This is a genomic window from Pseudomonas sp. 10C3 (assembly GCF_036346185.1).
Taxonomy (GTDB): Bacteria; Pseudomonadota; Gammaproteobacteria; order Pseudomonadales; family Pseudomonadaceae; genus Aquipseudomonas.
In genome coordinates this window covers 25,241-46,840 of record NZ_JASJVE010000035.1, presented here as the reverse complement: position 1 = coordinate 46,840, position 21,600 = coordinate 25,241, and the positions used below count along the sequence as shown (strand labels likewise).

Here is a 21,600-nt window from a genome sequence, read left to right as displayed (position 1 = left end):
TCCCCATGTGAGAGTAGGTCATCGTCAAGATTAAATTCCGAAACCCCTGTTTGCTTACGCAAACAGGGGTTTTGTTTATGCGCGGAGAAAACATCCTCCCCATCAAAAAGGCCTTAGTCCGCTCGCATCGGAACCTGTACTCGCATGCGGTAAAAAATTTGCGCGGCTATTTTTTGGGTAGACCACTAGAATGGGCCGCTATCCTTTCGTCTTTGAGTCTCCAGTTCTATGCCCGATCAAGCCAACTCCAGCGGCCTGGCCCAAGTGCCGCTAGATGAGTTGCCGCTCGATGATTTGGTGGCTTGTCATGAATGCGATCTGCTCATGCGCAAGCCCGTGTTGTCCCGCGGCGAAAAAGCTCAGTGCGTGCGCTGCGGCTACGAGCTTTATGCCCAAAGGCACAATGTCGTTCAGCACAGCTTGGCATTAGTGATCGCGGCATTATTGCTGTACATACCCGCGAACTTTTTGCCCATCATGCATCTCAATCTCCTGGGCCAAACCTCGAAAGACACCGTTTGGACGGGCGTGCTGGGATTATTCGATACCGGCATGCAAGGCGTCGCAGCGGTGGTGTTTCTGTGCAGCATGGGTATCCCGTTACTCAAATTGCTCTGTCAGTTGTCTGTGTTGCTGAGCATTCGTTTGAATGTTGGCCGGAGCTTTGGCCTGCTGCTCTACCGTATTTATCATCACCTTCGTGATTGGGGCATGCTTGAGGTGTATCTCATGGGCGTGCTGGTCGCGCTGGTCAAGCTTTCCGACCTCGCTGAGCTGACTCTGGGCGTGGGGCTGCTATGTTTTATCGGCTTGTTGTTGGTTCAGGTCTGGCTTGAAGTGACCATGTCGCCCCACCAGATTTGGCAGGCGTTATCAGGTGGAGATGCACATGCGGGCGATTGATGCCGGGATTCTGATTTGTGCGGAATGCCATGAACTCAACAAAGCTGACCCGGACAATGACAACCTGACGTGTACTCGCTGCGGAGCGCAGGTACACCCTCGTCGCCCTGACAGCATGAAGCGCACGTGGGCATTGCTGGTGACTGCGGCCATTTTGTACATCCCTGCCAATATGTTGCCGATCATGACAGTCAGCTCATTGGGGCAGGGTGATCCCTCGACCATCATGTCAGGCGTCATTCAACTGATGCAACATGGGATGTACCCCATTGCCATCGTGGTGTTCGTAGCCAGTATTCTAGTGCCCACGTTCAAATTGATCGGTCTGGGCCTACTGCTTTTCTCGGTACAGCGTCGTCAGCCCTTATCGGCGCAACAGCGCATCATCATGTACCGCTTCATTGAGTTCATCGGTCGCTGGTCTATGTTGGACATATTCGTGATCGCCATTCTTGTGGCTGTGGTGAATTTTGGCCGCATCGCCAGTGTCGAAGCTAATCTTGGCGCAGTCGCTTTTGCCAGTGTGGTGATTTTGACGATGCTCGCCGCAGTAACTTTTGATCCCCGACTTATTTGGGACAACACGGAGTCGGATGACGACCATGAGTGATTTGCCTACCGCTAAAACCCGCCCTGCGTCCAATTGGTCTGCGATCTGGATACTGCCCTTGATTGCGTTGATCATTGGCGGGTGGCTCGGCTGGCGGGCATATAGCCAGTCAGGCATCGAGATTGAGGTGCGTTTTGAAAGTGGCGAAGGCATCCAGGCCAACAAGACCGAAGTGGTCTACAAAGGCATGTCGATCGGCAAGGTCAAGGCCTTGACGTTAGATGATGAAGGCAATACAAAAGGCGTTATTGCAACCATTGAAGTGAACAAAGAGGTCGAACCGTCCCTGCGGGCCAACAGCCGTTTCTGGCTGGTAAAACCGAGCATCACGTTGGCAGGGATCACCGGTCTGGAAACTTTGGTGTCGGGTAACTACATTGCCGCAAGCCCTGGCGATGGTGAGCCAACACGCAAGTTCAAAGCGTTGGCAGAGGCACCACCGCTCTCGGACAGATTGCCGGGGCTGCACCTGACCCTCAAGGCCGACCGTTTGGGTTCGTTGAATCGAGGCAGTCCGGTGTTCTACAAGCAGATCCAGGTTGGGCAGGTCAAAAGCTATGTCCTGTCGGAAGACCAAGGCACGGTCGAGATTAAAGTCTACATCCAGCCGACCTACGCCAATCTAGTGCGTAAACACACACGTTTCTGGAACGCCAGCGGCATTAGCATCGACGCCAATCTGTCTGGAGTAAAGGTGCGCAGCGAGTCGCTGGCCAGCATCGTTGCTGGCGGTATTGCCTTCGCTACGCCAGAGCACCGAAAAGACAGCCCACCCACCGACCCCAGTCTGCCTTTTCGTCTGTATGAGGATTTTGACGCCGCTCAAGCCGGGATACGGGTCAAGCTCAAGCTGAGCGACTTCGAAGGTTTGCAGGCCGGCCGTACGCCCGTGATGTACAAGGGTATTCAGGTCGGCAACATGAAAACGCTCAAGGTCGATCCCGATCTTTCCAGCGCTACGGTCGAATTGGCCCTGGACCCTTTGGCTGAAGACTATCTGGTGGAAGGCACCCAGTTTTGGGTAGTCAAACCCTCAATTTCGCTGGCGGGCATTACGGGTTTGGAGGCATTGGTCAAAGGTAACTACATCGCGGTTCGTCCCGGCGATCTAGGTTCGCCGCCCAGACGCGATTTCGTCGCCAGAGCCAAGGCACCACCACTGGACCTGCGCTCGCCAGGTCTGCATATGGTGCTGTTCAGCGACACACTGGGTTCGCTGGATGTCGGCAGTCCTATCCTTTACAAGCAGGTTAAGGTCGGCTCAATCCAGAGCTATCAATTCTCCCGCGACCAGAAACAAGTCGTGCTCGGCGTACATATCGAGAAGGAATACGAAAATCTGGTCAATGGCTCGACTCGCTTCTGGAATGTCAGCGGCATCACACTGAAGGGGGGGTTATCGGGTATTGAGGTCAAAAGCGAGTCCCTACAAAGTTTGATGGCGGGGGGCATATCCTTTGAAACGCCGCTGGCCAAATCGCCGCTGCAAAAACGTATCCCTCGCTTCCGCTTGTTTGCCAGCCGTGATCTGGCCACACAGCGCGGGACCGAAATCACGATCAAAGTCGACCGTGCAGACGGTCTGCATCCCGGTACGGCAATCCGCTATAAAGGTCTGGATGTCGGCAAGGTCGAAGACGTCGATCTGACCAGTGATCTACAGGCGGTGATGCTGACGGCGCGGATCACCGAAGTACCCGACAAAATCGCCCGTGTGGGCACCGAGTTTTGGGTGGTCAAGCCAGAAGTGGGATTGATCAAAACCTCGAATCTCGAGACTTTGGTCACCGGCCAATACCTGGAAGTGTTGCCGGCCAGCAAAAGCACGGGACCGCAGAAAAGCTTTGTTGCGTTGAAGGCCCCTCCGAATGCTTCCGCACGTGACGAGGGATTGAGTGTGGTCCTGAGCGCGCCACGTCGTGGCTCAATCAAGCCGGGTGTGCCGGTGACTTACCGTGAAGTGACAGTAGGCAAGGTCATGAGCTACGAATTGGGCCAGACGGCTGATCGTGTATTGATCCACATCCTGATCGAGCCGCGTTATGCGTCGTTGGTTCGGGGCGGCAGTCGTTTCTGGAACAGCAGTGGCTTTGGCGTTGACTTCGGCTTGTTCAGAGGTGCGACCGTCCGTACGGAGTCGCTGGAGACGCTGATCGATGGCGGCATCGCGTTTGCCACGCCGGAGGGGGAGCGCATGGGGAGTCAGGCGCGACCTGAGCAAACCTTCCCGTTGTTCGACAAAGCCGAGGATGAATGGCTGCAGTGGGCGCCCAAGATTTCTCTCGGGAAGTAGAGCAGTCAACGCGGTGTGCCAGGCACACCGCGTTGGCTTCTTCAGCTGCACATCAGGCCAGCACGGTCTCTGCTTCAGGATCTGCCGCCACTGCTTTCACCTCGTCATGGCGACGGATGTATTTCCAGTCGGCCTCGTCGATGTAAATGCCGTTAGGTCCGCTACCGCCTTCCAGATCGATCGCAACGTGTGCCGAGACCTGGGGTTTGACGCTGGCCAGAATCGGTACAAAGCCTAGCTGCAAACTGGTCTCCAGCAAGGCGGCCTGGTTTTTCTCGTCAATGTCGGCCGCTTCGTCGAGGTAGTAAGGCAGACGAATGCGCCCGGCTTGATCGCGATCCATCAAGTGCAGCAACAAATACATGTTGGTCAGCGCTTTGATGGTCATGGTCGTACCGTTAGACGCCGCACCATCGATATCGGTATGAATCACGGGTTGGCCGTTGACCTTGGTGATTTCGAAGGCCAGTTCGAACAAATCCTTCAGGCCGAGTTGGTTGTGGTTAGCCGCCACCAACCGTGCCAGATATTCCTTGGCCTCTTCGTTCTTGTTGTCCTGATCGGCACTTTGGCTGAGGTCGAATACCGACAGCGTTTCGCCTTCTTCGTACTGACCAGCGCTATGGATGATCTGGTCGATGTGTTTGAGTGCTTCCTTGTTCGGCGCCAGAACGATGCGGAAACTCGCCAGGTTGGACACCTGCCGTTTGTTGATCTCGCGGTTGAACAGCGCCAGTTGATGCTCAAGGCTGTCGTAGTCGCTGCGAATATTACGCAAGGTCCGGGCGATGTCGGTCACTGCTGCACGCCGTGCTTTACCCAGAGTAAGTGCCTCGTCTTGGCGATGCGCGTAGGCGTTGATCAGCAAGTGCAGGCGACGCTCCATGTCATCTTCACTGTCGAATTTGGCTACACCCTTGAGGCGCACTTGAGCGTAAAGCGCTTCAATCTGGCCATCGCTGCGCTGCAAACCCTGCCAGCTGTCCTGATAGTCATTGAGCAGCGGCAGCAGGTTCTCCAGCGAGTCATCCACCGGTTCCATGAACGGCGTACCGAACGGCATATCTGCAGGCAATAGCTGACGACGACGCAGGGCGTCATCCAGCGTGCGTTGCTTGGCTTCCATGTCGCCGATCTGCCGACCGACCAGTTGCAGCTTGGCGGAGAGCTGCTGCACACGTTCGGTGAAAGCATCGCTGGAGCGTTTGAGCTCGTCCTGCGCGGCTTCCATTTGCGCCAGCTGTTCGAGTTTCTCCGGCTCTTCCGCATTCAACGTCTGGCTGCGACGGAAGTCTTCCAGCGCTTTTTGCGCGTCCAATACCTGCTGGTACAGGGCTTCGGTCTGCGTTTTGCTCGCCGCCCGGTCCGAGGCAACGGCCTGTTGGACTTTCAGCTGCTTGAGTTCTTTTTCCAGACGTTCTTTCTGATCACGCAGTGCCGCACGGTCAGCCAGGGCTTGCAGCGCGGGCGGTTCAATGTGGGAAAGATTGATCGTCAGGCCCGGGACTTCGAAGCGCTCGCCTTTAAAGCTGTCGAGGATCAGCTCCAGTGATTTGACCCACGCGTCGCCATCATCGAGTGCAATACCCTGCTCGCCGAGTGGCAGGCTGAATAGCGCGCTGTTGAACAAACGCATCAACCGCTCGACATCTGGCTGCGAGAACTCTTCGCGCAAGCGGGCATAGCTGTTGTTGTCAGCGTGATCGAGTTGTTGCTTGACCGACTTCAGGCGTTTTTCCAGATCGCGCAGGCGTTCATCCAGGTCCTCGGCGCTGAACTGCCGGGACTGGGCCTGCGCACCGGCCAGTTCATCGTGAGCATCCTTGGCTGCCAGCAATTGCTGCTCCAAGACCTTGACGTCATCGACCAGCGCAAAACGATGCTTGAGTACCGACAACTCGCCGATCCAGCGCTGAATACCGCTGATTTCTCGCTCCAGGCGCATCAACTCCTGAGTCCCGCCACGCTGATCGTTTTGCAGCGAGTCCTGCTCGTTTCGGTAATGTTCGGCCTGGATCACCAGCTCTTCTTTGCGCGCGTTGGAATAGTCCTGCCACGTGCCCAGTAGCGAATCGAGCAGCGGTGACAGTCGGTGCAGTTTGCCGCGTAGTACTTCCCGCTGCTTGACCCCAGAGGACAGGGCTTCGACCAGTGGACCGGCGAGAACCAGTGCGTTGTAGTCCTGTTCCATGCGGCGTACGTCGCGGAAGGCTTCTTCGCACGCGGCGATGTAATCAACGCTGCCGGACCGCAAGCTGTGTTCAAAGGCATCGAGGAACAACTGCTTGAGTTTCGCCGCCGTGATTTCGCGCATATGCAGCAAGTTGATGAACAAGGCTCGGAAGGTCTTCAGGCTCTGTTCGCTGGTGGAGCGCAGCGGGATCAGGGTCAGGTCCAGCGGGATCGACGTATGACCACCCACCAGCAGGCGACGCAGTTCATCGGGCTTCAGCTCATAGGCTTTCAGGCCGTGGCTTTCCAGGTTGCTGAACAGCTCTTTTTGCCGCAAGCAGGTGTCATTTTTCTGATAGTGCGCCAGGTCCAGTTTGCCAGCGTAAGCAAAAAACTGGTGACCGAACCCACCGCCCGGTCCGCGTCCGACCACGCCAATCACATGCGGGCCGTGGGGCAGCGAGACTTCCACCAGGATGTAACTGGTGTCGGAGGCGAAATAGAAGCGCCGCGACTGTTCCAGGCTGTACTTGCCAAAACTCATGTCCGACATGCGCGCCAGAATCGGGAATTGCAGGGCGTTGATCGAGGCGCTTTTGCCCAGGTTGTTCGCGCCGTACACCGACAAGGGGTGTTCCAGCGGGAACAGACCGAGGCTGTAGCCAGCCGTGTTCAGCAGGGCAAAGCGGCGGATGCCATAACGTTCCTGGCTCATGCGTCCATCTCCTGTTGCTCGGCGGCAATGGCCCGGGCCAACGCCTGCGCTTCGGTTTCTTCAGGTTCGTCGAACTCGGCGAGATCCAGCGGGTCATCGGTTTTCAGGAGTTTTTCGTCGCTGTCGCTGTCATCGTCAATCAGGATCGGCGTGGGCAGTGGCAACACGCTGTGCAGGCTGGCCGCCAGATCACGGTCCTGTTGCACCGATAGGCAGACGTCGAGGAAACGGTGCATCGGCGGCAGGAATCGGTAGATGCCGTTTTCTTCGTTGGCGAAACCGAGCTGGGTCATGCGGCGCATGATTTTCTCTTCCAGCTCTTCCTGGGTTTGTACTTCGGCTTGCACAAACAGGTCGCGGTATTTTTCCAGCAACGAAGGCAGCTCATCACGGCCCAGGCTACCGCCGTCGAGCACTGCGACCGGGTCGCGGCCCTGATCGGCCAAGTGCTCGACGATGATGAAGGTGAACAGCGCCAGGCGTTGCGCGGTCTTGTTCACCTGTGCGGCGGCCATTTCCGGGACGAAGTAATAGAAACCGCGGGTGTCGCAGACCAGTTCAAAGCCCAGGGCCTTGAACAGCGTTCGGTACTGGTCCTGGCAATTGGACAGCTGCGCATACAGCTCCGGGTCGCGGCGGCTGATGTGGTAACCCTTGAACAGCTCGCGAAAAATCGGCGCCAGCTGGGACAGTTCGGATAGATCAAGATGCATGAGGGGTGCTCGCGGAATTCTCTAGGTGCTCGTCTCGGCTAGAGAGCAGGGCGAAGGAGCGCAGGCTGACCTGATGCTCCTGCGTGTTGTAATCGCGACGTTCAAGGCGCTCACGGGTAAAACGCTTGTCCCGCGACAGGCGCGAGAACCAGTACAGCAATTCGTCGGTGGCGCCGTCCGGTTCTTGCTCCAACAGCCAAACCATCAAATCCGGCATCGGCAGGGCGTCTTCGCAGCGCTCCAGCATTTCTTTGACCGTGCGGGGTGCGCGGGGCGGTTCGCCTTTGCGTGTGACGTTGGCCTTGGGGAATTTCGCCGGTTTCGGTTCGAAGCGGGCCAAGGCATACACATAGGCTTCAACCTGACTGGCGCTGCCCAGGAACGTGCTTTGTGGTCGAGTGAACATCGACATAGCCGCTTGCGGCACGGCATCCAGCCCTTTACGGCGGATAGCAGAAAGCGCCAGCGCCGCACCACGGGTGACTGCGTTATGCCGGCGGGCTTCCTCACGCAGCGGCAACAGCAGCTCGCGGGCGTGACGCAGGGTCAGTTGAGCGCTGGTTTGCATCTCCAGGATGCGTGCGTGGGTACGCAGCAACATGTCGTCATCGACCAGATGGCCAAGGCGCTGCTGTTCGGTGAGCAGGCGCAGCAGAACATTTTCCACCTTGCGCACGCCCTGTTCGAACGCCCCGTCGGCGTTGACCAACTGGATCATCGGTTCGATGTACTCGTCCCAGGTCGCCAGCACCTCGGCATAGCGCTGACGCAGCGGAATCTGCCGGTCACTGGTCTTGGCCCGGTCAGCCACGGCGACCAGCGCCTGCTCATCATTGGCCAGCTTTTTCAGAACATCGCGCACACGCATGTCCAGCAGACGCAATTGCCGCGCCAGGTCGTTGGCATCGCGGATGTCGAAAGCGTCCTGGATATAGCCTGCCAGACGCTCCAGATGGCGTAGATAGGCTTCGATCTCCAGACACAGGCCAAGGCGATGTTCACGCCGGAGATAGGACAGAAAGTCATGGATTTGTGCGTTCAGTTCAAAACGGTTAGGGCTTTTAGCTACCGGAACCAGAATATCCAGACGAATCCACACGTCCAGCAGGCTGGTGATGTCTTGTGGCGTGCTATCCAGTTGCTGGGCGGCCAGTTGCAGGCGCAGTTCGCTCAGGCTCAAGGTGCCTTGGTCGAAGTGTTCGCACAGTGGCTCAAGGAGCGCCCAGTGTTCGGCAAGGGCGCGCAATACGCGCTTAGGTTCGATCATGGGAAGGCCGGTTGGTTGGCAAATAAAAGCAGCGATTGTACTGCATCGGCTACCTGAGATTTCACCTCCGGGCGATCAACTGCGGCGGGAATCGGCGAAGGGCGGTAGAATCGCCGACTTAACTTATCCACAGGTGGCTGACCTTTGCTTAATGAGTCCCGCCGCCGCGCTTATATGACTGCCATGCAGGTGGTCAATTGGCTGCCGCGCACCGAACTGCCCTTTGCCGCACCTTCACGCCCGGAATTGCTCGGGCCCTTGCCGTTGCCGGTCGAACAGGCTGTTGCTTCGCCTGCGCCCGCCGTCGCTGTTACGCCAGTCGCCACGCCTGTTGCGCGTCCGGTAGTCGAGCGGCCGAAAATCGAAGTGCCCCGTCCGTCGCTTTCCAGCACCCGAAATGGTGCCGTGGCCGACGCAGAGGTCGCTGCACCAGCACCAATCAAGGCCGTTGCCGTTCCTCCTCCACGCTTTGCCTTGCAACTGCTGCGGGCCGGGCGTTGCCTGGTGCTGGTCGAGTTACCCACAGGCGAGGCATTTCAGAGTCGCGACCCGTCCTATATGTTGCTCAAGGACATGTTGCGTGCCGCCGGTCTGCCTGACAGCCCGCAAATCATTGGCGAGCCGGTGCGTTGGCCATTGTTGGTCCGTGGTCAATTGGACCAGGGCCCCGCAGCCGCGCGTGATTTCGTGCAGGGATTTGTCCTCGCCCGACTGGAAGATGAGCCGTGTGCATGCCTGTGGCTGATCGGCTTGCCTGCGGTGCGATTTGCTGGCGAAGCCACTGCCGAGTCCTACAATCAAGAATTGCAGATCGACGGTCTGGGCAGTGCCTGGGCGCTGCCCGGTCTGGAATTATTAATGGATGAGCCGCAACGCAAGGCCGATGTCTGGCAAGCCATGCGTCGGCTGATGACACGCTGGAAAACGATTGATGACTGACGTTTCAATAAAGAGCCCCTCAATGAGCGACGCTGTAACTTTCCGCCCGATGACCGAAGCGGACCTGGACGCTGTACTGAAAATCGAATACGCGGCGTTCAGCCATCCCTGGACCCGAGGCATCTTTCTCGACGGGCTCAAATCCTACGAAATATGGCTGATGTTCGAAGGCGCCCAGCAAGTCGGCCACGGCGTGATCAATGTCATTATCGACGAAGCGCACCTGCTCAATATCACCGTCAAGCCAGAAAGCCAGGGCCGTGGTCTGGGCCTGCGCTTGCTGGAACACCTGATGTCGCGGGCCTACCAGATGAACGGCCGCGAATGTTTCCTCGAGCTGCGCGCGAGTAACCAAGCAGCCTATCGCCTGTATGAGCGCTACGGCTTCAACGAGGTGGGCCGCCGTCGGGATTATTACCCTGCGGTCGGCGGGAGCGAAGACGCGCTGGTCATGGCCTGCACCCTGTTTGAATAGTCGTTACTCTGGCTTGCCGTCGAGCGGATCGTGGCGAGCCAGTTCGGCTTCATCCAGGCCATCACCACCCCCGATGTCATCTTCATCGACGACACTCAAATCCCAGTCGGTAGGGCGGTTTTCGCCAGCTTCATTAGCTGAACGTGCGCCATCTTCGTCGATCATGTTTTCCGGGTCCAGGTCATCGTCGGTAGAGTGGTGATCCGGGGTCGACGCGCCGGTCATCCCCGCTTCACGAACCCGCTTGTCCGGGAACTCATGTTCGAGTTCGTTTTCTGGCACAAGATCGCCGATGCGACCGGTGTCCTCCTCTTCATCGAAGTGCAATTCTTCCATCGAGCCCATACGGTCTTCATTGTCATCGATCGGTTCAGGCTGTGGGGCACCGTAAGGGCGGCGTGATTCAGTCATGGCAATTCCTCATGTTTTGGGGCCTTATAAAGATTGACCGGCCGCAACGATGAAGATTCCTTTTGTATCCTCAGCAAAAGTAGTGGCACATAAGCGTGACCCAGACAGCCGGGCGCCAGTCAAAGCTGGGCATCATTTTCGAGGCTTCAACGCATGAACGAACTACAAGATCTGATTGATAACAACGAGCGCTGGGCCGACGCGATCAAGCAGAAAGACCCGGAATTTTTCGCCAAACTGGCCCGCCAGCAAGCGCCTGAATACCTGTGGATCGGTTGTTCTGATGCACGCGTGCCAGCCAACGAAATCGTCGGCATGCTGCCGGGCGATCTGTTCGTACACCGTAATGTCGCCAATGTTGTGCTGCACACTGACCTTAATTGCCTGTCGGTGATTCAGTACGCGGTGGACGTGCTCAAGGTCAAACATATCCTCGTCACTGGCCACTATGGCTGTGGCGGCGTACGTGCAGCGATGCAGAATCGCCAGCTTGGCTTGATCGATGGCTGGCTGCGTTCGATCCGCGATTTGTATTACGAAAACCGCGTCCCCTTGGCCCTGCTGCCAACTGAAGAAGAGCGTGTTGATCGGCTGTGCGAACTAAACGTGATCCAGCAAGTGACCAATGTCGGCCACACCAGCATTGTGCAAAATGCCTGGCATCGGGGGCAGAGCCTGTCGATTCACGGCTGCATCTACGGGATTAAGGATGGCCGCTGGAAAAGCCTGAACGCGACCATCACCGGTTTCGAGCAGCTGCCGCCGCAATACCGGCTTCGTCCGCTGGGTGAATGAAAGGCAAGGCGACTCATTCCTTGAGTCGCCTTGTATCCGCTTTTTTTAAAGTGGTGGCTGAGCCAGCACCGAGCCAGTCGGCGGCTGCACGTCGTGGGTCACTCGGCATCGCACGGGCTAGGCTCGGCCTTCGTACGGAAGTGATTACCGCCATTCCTTTTCGCGAAATACATGGCTTCATCGGCGTGCTTGAGCAGCTGTTTCTCTTCTATGCCATGTTCGGGGTAGAGCGCGATCCCGATGCTCAGCAGAGTACACAAGCCTTGACCTTCCATGTTCAGCGGGTGACTAAGCTCGCGATGGATTTTTTCAGCCACCCGCAAGGCGTCCTCCGGTAACTGGATGTTGTGCAGCAGCACCAGAAACTCGTCACCGCCGATGCGCGCAACCGTATCGGTTTCGCGCACGCATTGTTTTAGGCGCTGTGCCACTTCTTGCAGTAACTGATCGCCTGCCGCATGGCCGAGGGTGTCGTTGACCTGTTTGAACTTGTCCAGATCGAGGTAGAGCAGGGCGAACTGGCCTTGTTCGCGCCGGGCCATCGCGAGTGCAGTCTGCAGCCGATCCTGGAACAGTCCGCGATTGGGTAACTGGGTCAGTTGGTCATATTGGGCCATGTATTGCAGTCGAGCGTGCAGTTGTTTGCGCTCGATAGCGGCGGCGACTTGAGTGGAGACGAACTGCAACAGCTCTTGATCCTTCACGGTATAGCGTGTGCCACCTGAGTAGCTCTTGACCACCAAAGCACCGATAGTGCCCCGGTTCGAGTGCAACGGTACGCCCAGCCAGCACAGCGAATCGGTGTCGAACTCGGCGCGTAAATATTCCGGAAAGGTGGTCAGTGTCTCGGGGGTCAATAGCAGCGGGAGCCCGGTGCGGATCACCTCGGCACTCAAAGAGTCGGTGACTGTTTGTGGATCGGGTGCCTGGTCCTGTTCATCCACGTGGTAGGCAAAGCTCAACTGGTCACTCTTTTCGTCGTACAGCGTCACGGAAAAATTCAGTGCGGGCAGCAGTTCGCCAATGATCTGATGAATGCGATGAAACAGGGCGGGCAGATCCTCGGCGGCGTGGGCGGCTTCAGAAATGGAGTACAGCGCGGCTTGTACCGACTCAGACTGTTTGCGCTCAGTGATATCACGTGCAACCCCGATCCTTAGTTGATCGACTTCCGACCAGCGGGCCGACCACATGATGTGCACGATTTGCCCGTCTTTGCGCACATAACGGTTTTCGAAATGGGGTTTAGGCTGCCCGCCGATGATTTCGCTGGCGGCCAGCAGCGTCCGCGCTCGATCTTCGGGCAGCACCATGTCTATCATGACCCGGCCGATCATTTCCTCGGGCGTATAGCCGAAAATGCGTTCACACGCAGCGCTCACAAATACAAAGCGGCCCTGAGAGTCCACCACGCAGACAGCGTCGAGCATCAGGTCAACAAAGTTGCTCAACTGTGGGTAGGGTTGTTCCATAAAGAAGCGCTTGCCTGGAAAAATTAATGGTCGAGGACCGAGAATCATACCGATAGGCTGCTACAGATAGTGGCCGAAGCATAGCGTGATTTCAATTCAATGGGATGAACCCGATTACCAGCACGTCACGCTACTGATGATGGAGTGACGGCAGGAGGTTGATTCGAAGGTTTCGAGACGCTGGCCCTCTTGGTGGTTGGAGGGCCTGAGGGGGTAAATGATAGGTGAGGCCGGGACAGATAGCACGTTACCTTGAAACGACCGTGCTATCTGCGAGGGCGGTGTTACTTCAATGCAAGTTTGTAAATGACTTGGGTCGCGTCCATGGGATCTCGGTGGCATTCAAAGCCTAACTGTTTAGTCAGCTGATGCATGTGAGTATTGCTTGTTGAGTCAATCGATATCATCTGTGCAAAACCGTTACGCCGTGCGGCGTCGATTAAATGCCGCATGAGTAACGTCCCCATGCCCAGATTTTGCCAGTCATCGGCAATCACGACCGCGCATTCGCATTGCCCTTCCTCTTCCAGCGCGGCATAACGACTCACACCGATTTCGATCAAGTCGCCATCTTTATGCGCCAACGCGACGTAAGCCATCCGCTTTTTGTTATCAACGTCCATCAACTGATCGAGCAGGGCAATACTGGGTTCATTCATTGAACCGAGAAAGCGAAAGTGCCGCGACTCTGGGGAGAGCTTTTTGATGAAGTTAAACTCGCGATCCCTGTCATGCGGTGCCAACGGCCTGATCAGGATGTGGGTCCCGTTGCTCAGCAAATCGATCCAGTGTTCACCGTTGACGCTTGGAAACGCGGCGCTGCCGCTGACATTGCTTGTTGGACTTATGGTCATGTTGATGCTTCCGTCGCAAGAAATGGGAGGGACTCTAAGCGTGGAACTTTGAACCTCTTGTACGCCTCGGAAGGTATTGCCAACTGATCTAGATCAAAAGTCCATGCCGGGAAGGATCCCGGCTGACAAGCGGTGAGCGGCTATTTGATGGGCCCGTGCCTGCTTGCGTGCAGGCACATGCCAGCCTTTCGCTGATTATTGCCCGCTGAGTCCGAGCCAGCCATGTATGCCCACATACAGACCGACACCGATGATCAATAGGCTGGAGAGGTAAGGTGCGCGGCGCGCCACAGCGCCCAGCCACGGCCAGCGATTGGACGCCTGCTTTGCACCCACGGCCGCAGCGACACCGACGCTGACCAGGGTGATCGCTAAGCCGATGCTGAAGCACAGAACGAGCACGCCGCCTAAAGCGACCTCTTTAACCTGCAGGCACAGCAACAAAACGGTAATGGCCGCCGGGCAAGGAATCAGGCCTCCGGTCAAACCGAACATGATGATCTGACGTGTGGTGACCTCGCGGTGGGTGAAGCGTTTGCGAATGTCATTGGCGTGCGCCCGTTCATGCGCATCCTGATAGCCGTCTATCGATAGCTCCAGCCCTTCCAGCTCGGCGTGAACGTGGTCGTGCTCATGCTCATGGAAGTCCAGATCATAATCATGAGTGTGACTGGCATGCCCCAGACTCAAGCGCGCGTTGAACTGATGAGGCTCGGGGATTTCGGCCACTGACTCCAGGTAGTCGCCGCGATCGACGAATGCGAACTGTTGGGTCAGTCCGTCTGTACGCGTCGTCGACACACTGACCTCGGCAGCAGGCCATGCATGCCCGCTCAACGATTTCACCCGCCAGCGTGGTGGGGTACCTTCTTCAAAAATCGACAGTTCGATGTGCCCATGGCCGGTATCGATGCGATGAGTTTCATCATGGTGATCATGCGCTCCATGATGGTGATCGCCATCTTGCTCGAACTTGAACATCTGTTCGCCGCGCCACGTGCGCCAGAGCATCCAGAGGGCAATCGCGATGATCATCGCTGATGAGACCAGCTGAAAGTACGGCTCAGTGGTTTGCGCATCCAGTCCTTTGCCCAGGTACATACCGCCGATAGCAACTAGCCACACCACTGCGGTGTGCGAAACCGTCGCCGCCAGACCCAGCAAAATCGCCTGTTTGACGGAGCCTCGAACGGCCACGATAAAAGCGGCCATCATGGTTTTCGAATGCCCTGGCTCCAGGCCATGCAATGCCCCCAGCAAGATGGCACTCGGGAAATACAGCCAGGCGTGAGTTCCACCCTGTTGCAGCAGTTCAGCGAAATTTGGCATGACAGGCCTACAGGTACTTGGTGATTTGCTTGAACTCTTCCAGTGGCGCACGCGCCCCATTGGCAAGTGCGTCCACGGTGTGTTCCAGGCAGTGATCGATGTGATCCTGAATAAGCGTTCGCTTGGCCTGACAAACCGCTTTCTCAACGGCGTGCAACTGCTGGGCAATATCCACGCAGGCCCGCTGATCTTCGATCATGGTGATGATGCTGCGCAGATGACCCTCGGCCTTTTTGAGCCTTTTAACAATCGCATCATGAGTCTGGTGCGTGTGAGGGTGAGGGTGAGGGTGTAAATCTTCGCTCATGGCGATGGGCGTCCTGGTTCAGAGTGCTGGCATAGTATCCCCCCGGGGGGGATAAAGTAAGCCTGCCGATAAACTCTGAAAATGCGAGGACGCTGCGTAAACGGTGAATCGGTATTCTGACGGGGAACCGAATCAGGTAAGGCTTGAGCCTGTATTTTTAAGCGGGAGAGACTTCTTGCCGGGGCGACCTGATCGTCGAACCAGCGCCGTGATAATGATCAGCGTCGCTAGATACGTCAGTACCTGAATCCCCGAGGGTTGGGCGCTATAACCAATAAGGGTGTGCAGCATTTTGCCAACGATGCTGCTTTCTTTTAGCAGCCAAGAGCTGTCCCACAGTGTTTCTCCCAGCGCCGGCAACCAGTTGGCGCTGACCAGAAACGCTACTCCCTGACTCGCCATGCCTGCCGCCAACAGGATAATCATCCCGTTTGTCACCTTGAACAGATGACGCATCGCGACGCGTAGCAAACCGAAGTAGAGCGCAATACCCATCGCCACGCCGCTGGCAATGCCCAGCAATCCGCCCATTAACATTTGCCAGGTCTGGTTTGGGTCGCTGGCCGCGATCCCGTACAAAAACAGCACGGCTTCGGACCCTTCGCGCAGCACAGCGACGGCCACGACGATGGCCATCCCGCTTAACGCGCGGTCTCCACTGCTCACGGCTTCACCGACCTCGGTGAGCTGTACCGCCATCTCACGCCCGTGCTTGCTCATCCAGATGCTGTGCCATGCCAACATCAGCGCCGCGATAAACATGACGCCCGCGTTAAACAGTTCTTGCCCGGCACCGGAGGCCCAAGCGCTGATGGCGTCAGCAAAGACCGCCACAAGGCTTGCGCCCAGAATGCCGCCCACAACGCCCCACGCCACCCAAAAACCTCTGCGGTACACGCCTTTGGTGGCGGCGAGGATGATGGACACCACAAGCGCAGCTTCGAGGATTTCCCTGAAAACAATGAGCGCTGTCGATAGCATGGGGTTTACTCCGGAAGTGGGTTATTTAACGATCAACCGAGCTTTCGAAATGCTTTCTTTGTACTCGTCATGAAACTCATAAGTGCCGGGTTTCAATGGGCCAATGAAAAAGCTCACGGTTTTGCCTCCCGTCACCAACTTGCCACCTTTAAAGTCATCGCTCATAAATTCGGCGGTGGTTTGATCACGGTTTTCAAGGGTGACCTTGACCTTCGTGTTGGCAGGAATTTCCAATGGATTCGGTGAAAACAGATGGTCCTTGATGACCAGTGAAACCTCCGCGTCAGCGGCGAGTGCGGGCTGAGCCATGGAAATAAAGGCGAGGGCGGCGGCAGCACTGACAGTTTTGACCAGACTGGAAATACGAAGTTGCATGCGTTTGATTCCGTTTAATCATTGGATCTTGGCAATATGACGTCGCATTTGTCAAAAATACGTTCAAATCGCGTGAAAAAAACCTTAAAAACAAGCGGTTCGTCTTTCGTTGCAGCGCTCCCCCGGTCAAGGGTGGCTGCGACGTTGACGCGTTAAGGGCTTCGTTTCAGAGCGGTCAGTGAGTCGTTTTACTGTCGATTTTGGCGAGTAGCGTTGTCAGGGCCGAGGCGCAGGCTTTAGGGTCCGGGCTACCGGACCGCAGTTGCGACAAGGCCCGGTCGATGGACTTATCCACAGCGGTCCAGTCACTGGGGCTCATCGGTTGAAGCTTTTCTTCGCCTTGGTCCCAGGCCGTTTCCAGATCGGTAATGCGTGAACGTGCAGCGCTCATGTCACCGGCATCGACCAGCGCAGAGGTGTCCAAGACGATTTTTCGGTAGGCAGAGAGATCGCCCAGAGGACCGCCAGCAGTGCTCACGCGTGCTGCGACCTGACCTTGTTGGCTTGCGAACTTGGCGATCAGGGTTTGCAACGATTCATCAATGGCGGCCTTGTCCGGGGTACCAGAGCGCAATTGCACGAGGGCTCGATCAATGGATTTATCCACCGATGTCCATCCTTCCTGGCTGCGTGCCTGAAGTTGCTTGGCCGAGGCGTCCCATGCGCTTTCCAGATCCTTGATGCGGGCTTTCCCCCCTGCGATGTCACCGGCTTTTACTTTGGCAAGGATGTCGCTGGCGATGGCTGAAAAGGACGAGAGATCGCCTAGAGAGCCTGTGGTTACTAGCGTTTGAGCGCTTGGCGATGCTTGAGGGGTGAGTGTCGGTATCCAAAACCAGCCGCCCAACCCGATGACGGCCACGGCCAGCAGGAGGCTGATAAAGGGGCGCGACGTCAGGCGGGGAATGGTTGAGCGCCTATCGGGTCTGCTTAGGGACCGACTGTGCAGCGTGGCCCAGAGGGCGCTGGAGATGAAAATCGACGACACCGCGCCGCACATCAACCCGATCACCAATGCCAGCGAGAACATTTGCAGCGGTTCGCAGGCGAATAAATAAAGACTGGTCGAGGCCATCACCACGGTCAGTACTGTGTACAGGGAGCGCCCCAGAGTTTGCTCGATGCTCTGATTGACCATGCTCAACAAGGAGGCTTCGTCTGGGGTATTGGTCCGTTTGAGGTTCTCGACGATGCGCCCGAAGATCACGATTTTATCGTTCAGCGAGTAACCGATGATGGTCAGCAGCGCGGCAACGTAGGTCACATCGATTTCGAACTTGAAGAGCGCGAAAACTGCCGAGACAAATAGCAGGTCGAGGATGATCGGAAGGACCGTGGCCACGGCAATGGCCCAGGAAAACCGAAGCCCGATGTACAGGGTAATGCTGATGAATGCGGCCAGGACGGCATAGATTGCACGGGTCGCGAAGTCGCGTGCGATGCCTGGGTCCGCCGTATTCTCTTCATACTCGACCTTCTGGTATTTCGCCTGGAAGGCTGAAATGACCTGTTTCAACTCAGCGGGCTTGAGGACTTCATCGAAGCGGGCCGCTATGTGTTCGTTCTGCGCGCCACCTACCGCCAGCGTCGCCGGAACGATCCCGGCAGCGGTCATGATCTGTGTGGCGTCGCTCTGGGTTGTCGGGCGATCAATGTCGATATCCAGCGCAGTGCCGGACGTGAAATCGATATCCAGATTGAGTCCGTGCGCACGGTAATACAGCGCACCACTGGCGATGGTCAGCACCGAAAGAAGGATTGCTGTTTTGCCGAACTTTACGAAGCCGAAAAAGTGTTTGCGCGCGTTGCGCGGCTTGCCGCTACCGATCAACCAGGTCCGTGGCAACCAACCCGAATCCACCAGCCACAAGGTCAGCGTGCGCACCAGGAAATAGTTGGTGCAAATACTGATCACGATGCTTGCCAGCAAGGTCAGCGAGAATCCCTGGACCGGCCCGATGCCTGCGGCAAACAATGCGATCATTGCCAGCGCAGTGACCAGATTGGCGTCGCGAATGGTCGGGAATGATCCGTTGAAGCCAATCACCACCGCTGTTCTCAGGTCATGGCCCCGCGCGAGCTGTTCGCGGGTGCGTTCGAAACAAATGATGCTTGCATCCGCCGCCATGCCGATCCCCAAGACAAAGGCGACTACCGCAGAAAGCGACAGGGTCGCGTGTGATGCGTTGAACAGAATGATCAGCAGCCACAGGTAGACGACGGTGCAGAATGCGGCGATCAGCCCGGCCCCTCGGTACAGCACCAGCAGCAAGAGGAAGATGCAGGCGATACCGATAACCCCAGCGGTCATGGTTTCAGTCAGAGCCGTCTTGCCAAGGACGCTCCCGACCGTTTGGGTGTATTTTTCCGTGAGTACCGTCGGTAGCCCGTGGGTGTCGCCCAGCAGTGAGCGCGACTCATCCGCCGACGTCAGTCCCGCCAGCTTCACGCGGATGTGGTCTTCACCCTCGAGACGGATATCAGGCTCAGACATGCCAATGCTGTCGGCCCGTTGGCGCAGGATGTCGACGGTATTGAGTACATCCTGTTTGGACAGCGTCTGCTTGCCTGGCTGCGGCGTAACAACGTAATAAATCTCATAACCTCCGCGAAACTCCAGGCCGAATCGCACCTTTGAAGCAAGGGGCGCGAACGACAAACTGATCAAGGTGGCCAGCAGGCCCACCAGCAGCACAAACAAAATACGTTGTTTCGATTGAGTCATGATCGTTGTACCCGGACATGCGTAATTGCCGGGCAGTCTATTGAGGTGCGAATGAATGGATCATTAACGATAGAAAGCGACGCAAAGGGGACGACTTTATGGCTAAGTACGAATGCGGTAGCGTGTCGCGAACGATAAGGCGAGGTGATCGATGAAGGCGCTTGTGGTCGAGGACAATGTACTGCTCGGCAAGAGCGTCAGGCGTGGTCTCGAAGAGGGGGGCTGGGTGGTCGATCTCGCCCTGGATGGCAAGGAGGCACTCTATTTCGTCGAGTCCAGCGAGTACGACGTGATCGTGCTCGATTGGATGTTGCCCAAGTTGTCGGGCCTGGATTTCGTCAAGACGGTGCGTGCGCAGGCAAGAGAAGTGCCCATCATCATGGTCACCGCCAAGGGCGATTTGCGTGACAGAGTCGAAGGTCTCGATCAGGGGGCCGATGATTATCTGGTCAAGCCTTTCGACATGGTCGAGCTGATTGCCCGGGTCAACGCGCTTTACCGGCGATCCACTGCTCGTGGGGCAACGTTACTGGAACTGGCAGGCCTGAACATCGACCTTGCGACCATGAGCGTGACGATCAACCAAACCCCCTTGGTGCTGACGGGCAAGGAGTATGACCTGCTCGTGGCCCTTGCCAGTAAAGCCGGGCAGTTGGTCAAACGCACCGCGATCACCGGTTTGCTGTACTCCCTGGACATGGAGCCGGACAGCAATAGCCTTGATGTGCTGCTCGCGCGCCTGCGCAGAAAACTGATGGGGTCGGGCATAGAGATTGAAACCTTGCGCGGCAAGGGGTTCACACTTCGTGTGGCTTAAGCTTTCGCTGAATATCAAAATAACGATTACGTTATTCGTGGTGCAGGCGAGCGTGTTGGCGCTGAGTGTCCTTTGGTTGAGCCATTGGGTGGAGGCGGCTCGGCTGAATGAGTTGCGCCATCATCTGGATATTCAGTCAGATGTCATCGAGGCGCTTATCCTCCCCAAGGCAGGCCAACTGGTTTATCAGCGCAGCGGCGAGTTTGCGCAAGAGCTGGATCGTGACCGTGACGTCTATTTTATCGCGGGGGGCGAAGCAGGACCTCCGATTTTTGAGTCCCAAGGCCCCTCTGAGAAAATCCGCAACACCTTGCGCCAGCGCATGACGACCTTGAAGGTGACAGGCGAAGCATCCCGGTTGCTGAGCACTGAGTTTGGCAAATGGCTGGTTCAAAGCGGGCAGATAGAGCGTCAGTCCGGGGCAACCACCCTTCAGACGACGGTCACCGTGGCACTCAATGCTCAGCCCATGCTCGATGCTGTGAGTGAGTTCAAACGGCTGGCCACCCTGGCGGCGATTGGTATTTTGCTGCTGACGGCACTGGGTAGTTTTCTGGTGGTGTCTTATTCCACACGAAATCTGCGCAGTTTTTCGCGGCAGTTACGCTTGCTCAAACCCCCTGAGTTTACTCAGCGCGTGGTATTTACACCTCATTCGGCAGAGGAAAAGCTGCTGTTCGACAGCTATGCCGAGATGGTGCATGCGGTGCGGACTGTTCTGGAAAACCAGCGTCTGTTCATTGCCAACGCGTCTCATGAGTTGAAAACGCCCATTGCCGCAGTGACATCTGCATTGGAGGTTATTCTCATGCGCCCCCGTGAGGCGCAAGACTACGCGGACACCTGCCGAGATGTTCTGGCGGAGATGCAGGTCTTGAAACGGTTGTCGTCGGCGCTAATGGACCTGGCACGACTGGACGGCGCCCAAATCGCCGGGATCAATAGTGAATGTCGGCTGGATGATGTCGTTCGCGTTGTAGCCGCCCGTTGGCAGCGGCAGGCTCAGGCCAAAAACGTGGCGCTTTCTGTGCAGATTGACGCAGGCGCACGTTACGAGACGCCCGGCTCGCTTGAACAGTGGGAAGTGGTGGTTGGAAACCTGGTCGACAACGCGATCAAGTACACGGCGGATCAAGGTCATGTATGGGTGAAGTTGAGCGCGTCGCCGGACGGCGATTGGCAATTGTCGGTCGAGGACGACGGCATGGGTATGACCTCGACGGATCTGGAGCAGTTAGGGCAGGTCTTCTTCCGAGCGGATACTGCACGCTCGGATGGAAGCTCATTCGGCCTTGGTTTTGCCCACGCCAAACGCATCGTTGAACAACTGGGTGGGCGGATGAGTGTGCAAAGTGTCAAATATTCGGGCACCTGCGTGACGTTATGGCTGAAGACGTCGCAGTTCCTGGCCGGCTAATCCCGGAATGCATTAGGAAAACTGCTCCTG

Annotated in this window: 19 protein-coding genes; 8 read left to right on the top strand and 11 right to left on the bottom strand. The window is 56.9% G+C overall.

The features are described from left to right. Window positions 1-228 precede the first annotated feature (228 nt). The 3 genes from QN399_RS24085 to QN399_RS24075 are packed head-to-tail and all read left to right on the top strand — an operon-like array spanning window position 229 to window position 3,806. Complete coding sequence (locus QN399_RS24085; RefSeq protein WP_322177857.1) at window positions 229-903, top strand: paraquat-inducible protein A; 675 nt, start codon at window positions 229-231, stop codon at window positions 901-903. Continuing rightward, window positions 890-1,513, top strand: coding sequence for a paraquat-inducible protein A (locus QN399_RS24080; protein ID WP_322177858.1), 624 nt, complete (start codon window positions 890-892; stop codon window positions 1,511-1,513). Before QN399_RS24085 ends, QN399_RS24080 begins: the two co-directional genes overlap by 14 nt. Beyond that, entirely contained in the window at window positions 1,506-3,806 is a 2,301-nt protein-coding gene (locus QN399_RS24075) for an MlaD family protein (protein WP_322278338.1), read from the top strand. The genes QN399_RS24080 and QN399_RS24075 overlap by 8 nt, the downstream gene beginning before the upstream one ends. A gap of 52 nt (window positions 3,807-3,858) precedes the next feature. Here QN399_RS24075 and mksF read toward each other — a convergent pair whose 3' ends face one another. Genes mksF through mksB form a run of 3 tightly spaced genes read right to left on the bottom strand, consistent with a single transcriptional unit; the run spans window position 3,859 to window position 8,673 of the window. Further along, window positions 3,859-6,693, bottom strand: coding sequence for an Mks condensin complex protein MksF (gene mksF, locus QN399_RS24070; RefSeq protein ID WP_330201804.1), 2,835 nt, complete (start codon window positions 6,691-6,693; stop codon window positions 3,859-3,861). Next, complete coding sequence (gene mksE / locus QN399_RS24065) at window positions 6,690-7,406, bottom strand: Mks condensin complex protein MksE (protein ID WP_322177861.1); 717 nt, start codon at window positions 7,404-7,406, stop codon at window positions 6,690-6,692. Before mksE ends, mksF begins: the two co-directional genes overlap by 4 nt. Further along, entirely contained in the window at window positions 7,396-8,673 is a 1,278-nt protein-coding gene (gene mksB, locus QN399_RS24060; RefSeq protein ID WP_322177862.1) for an Mks condensin complex protein MksB, read from the bottom strand. The genes mksE and mksB overlap by 11 nt, the downstream gene beginning before the upstream one ends. Window positions 8,674-8,817: 144 nt before the next feature. Here mksB and QN399_RS24055 point away from each other — a divergent pair, with 144 nt between their 5' ends. Together QN399_RS24055 and rimI are read left to right on the top strand one after the other, a co-directional pair. Continuing rightward, window positions 8,818-9,612, top strand: a complete 795-nt coding sequence (locus tag QN399_RS24055) for an energy transducer TonB (RefSeq protein ID WP_322177863.1) — start codon at window positions 8,818-8,820, stop codon at window positions 9,610-9,612. A 22-nt stretch (window positions 9,613-9,634) separates the two neighbouring features. Next, window positions 9,635-10,087 (top strand): ribosomal protein S18-alanine N-acetyltransferase, encoded by a 453-nt coding sequence (gene rimI, locus QN399_RS24050; protein WP_219063424.1) that lies wholly within the window; start codon window positions 9,635-9,637, stop codon window positions 10,085-10,087. A 3-nt stretch (window positions 10,088-10,090) separates the two neighbouring features. On the opposite strand, the gene QN399_RS24045 is transcribed toward rimI, so the two are convergent. After that, on the bottom strand, window positions 10,091-10,498 hold the full coding sequence (locus QN399_RS24045; RefSeq protein WP_322177864.1) for a serine kinase/phosphatase: 408 nt from the start codon (window positions 10,496-10,498) through the stop codon (window positions 10,091-10,093). A gap of 153 nt (window positions 10,499-10,651) precedes the next feature. Here QN399_RS24045 and can point away from each other — a divergent pair, with 153 nt between their 5' ends. Next, entirely contained in the window at window positions 10,652-11,293 is a 642-nt protein-coding gene (can, locus tag QN399_RS24040; protein ID WP_322177865.1) for a carbonate dehydratase, read from the top strand. A 98-nt stretch (window positions 11,294-11,391) separates the two neighbouring features. Here can and QN399_RS24035 read toward each other — a convergent pair whose 3' ends face one another. From QN399_RS24035 to secF, 7 genes are all read right to left on the bottom strand, one after another. Further along, entirely contained in the window at window positions 11,392-12,765 is a 1,374-nt protein-coding gene (locus QN399_RS24035; RefSeq protein ID WP_322278343.1) for a diguanylate cyclase, read from the bottom strand. Window positions 12,766-13,049: 284 nt separating this feature from the next. Next, window positions 13,050-13,613, bottom strand: a complete 564-nt coding sequence (locus QN399_RS24030; RefSeq protein ID WP_322183026.1) for a GNAT family N-acetyltransferase — start codon at window positions 13,611-13,613, stop codon at window positions 13,050-13,052. 201 nt (window positions 13,614-13,814) lie between these two features. After that, a complete protein-coding gene (locus tag QN399_RS24025) occupies window positions 13,815-14,948 on the bottom strand; it encodes a nickel/cobalt efflux protein RcnA (RefSeq protein WP_322177867.1) in 1,134 nt (377 codons plus the stop codon). Window positions 14,949-14,955: 7 nt separating this feature from the next. Further along, window positions 14,956-15,255: a metal-sensing transcriptional repressor gene (locus tag QN399_RS24020; protein WP_322177868.1), complete on the bottom strand. Its 300-nt coding sequence runs from the start codon at window positions 15,253-15,255 to the stop codon at window positions 14,956-14,958. Window positions 15,256-15,387: 132 nt separating this feature from the next. Continuing rightward, window positions 15,388-16,236 (bottom strand): FTR1 family protein, encoded by an 849-nt coding sequence (locus tag QN399_RS24015; RefSeq protein WP_322177869.1) that lies wholly within the window; start codon window positions 16,234-16,236, stop codon window positions 15,388-15,390. A 21-nt stretch (window positions 16,237-16,257) separates the two neighbouring features. Continuing rightward, the gene (locus tag QN399_RS24010; protein ID WP_322177870.1) at window positions 16,258-16,611 is read right to left on the bottom strand and encodes a cupredoxin domain-containing protein; all 354 of its coding nucleotides are present in this window, start codon (window positions 16,609-16,611) and stop codon (window positions 16,258-16,260) included. A gap of 175 nt (window positions 16,612-16,786) precedes the next feature. Beyond that, window positions 16,787-19,336: a protein translocase subunit SecF gene (gene secF / locus QN399_RS24005; RefSeq protein ID WP_322177871.1), complete on the bottom strand. Its 2,550-nt coding sequence runs from the start codon at window positions 19,334-19,336 to the stop codon at window positions 16,787-16,789. Between the two features lie 151 nt (window positions 19,337-19,487). On the opposite strand from secF, the gene QN399_RS24000 reads away from it, so the two are divergent. Continuing rightward, entirely contained in the window at window positions 19,488-20,153 is a 666-nt protein-coding gene (locus QN399_RS24000; protein ID WP_322278347.1) for a response regulator transcription factor, read from the top strand. Further along, entirely contained in the window at window positions 20,143-21,570 is a 1,428-nt protein-coding gene (locus QN399_RS23995) for a HAMP domain-containing sensor histidine kinase (RefSeq protein ID WP_330201803.1), read from the top strand. Before QN399_RS24000 ends, QN399_RS23995 begins: the two co-directional genes overlap by 11 nt. Window positions 21,571-21,600: the final 30 nt, after the last annotated feature.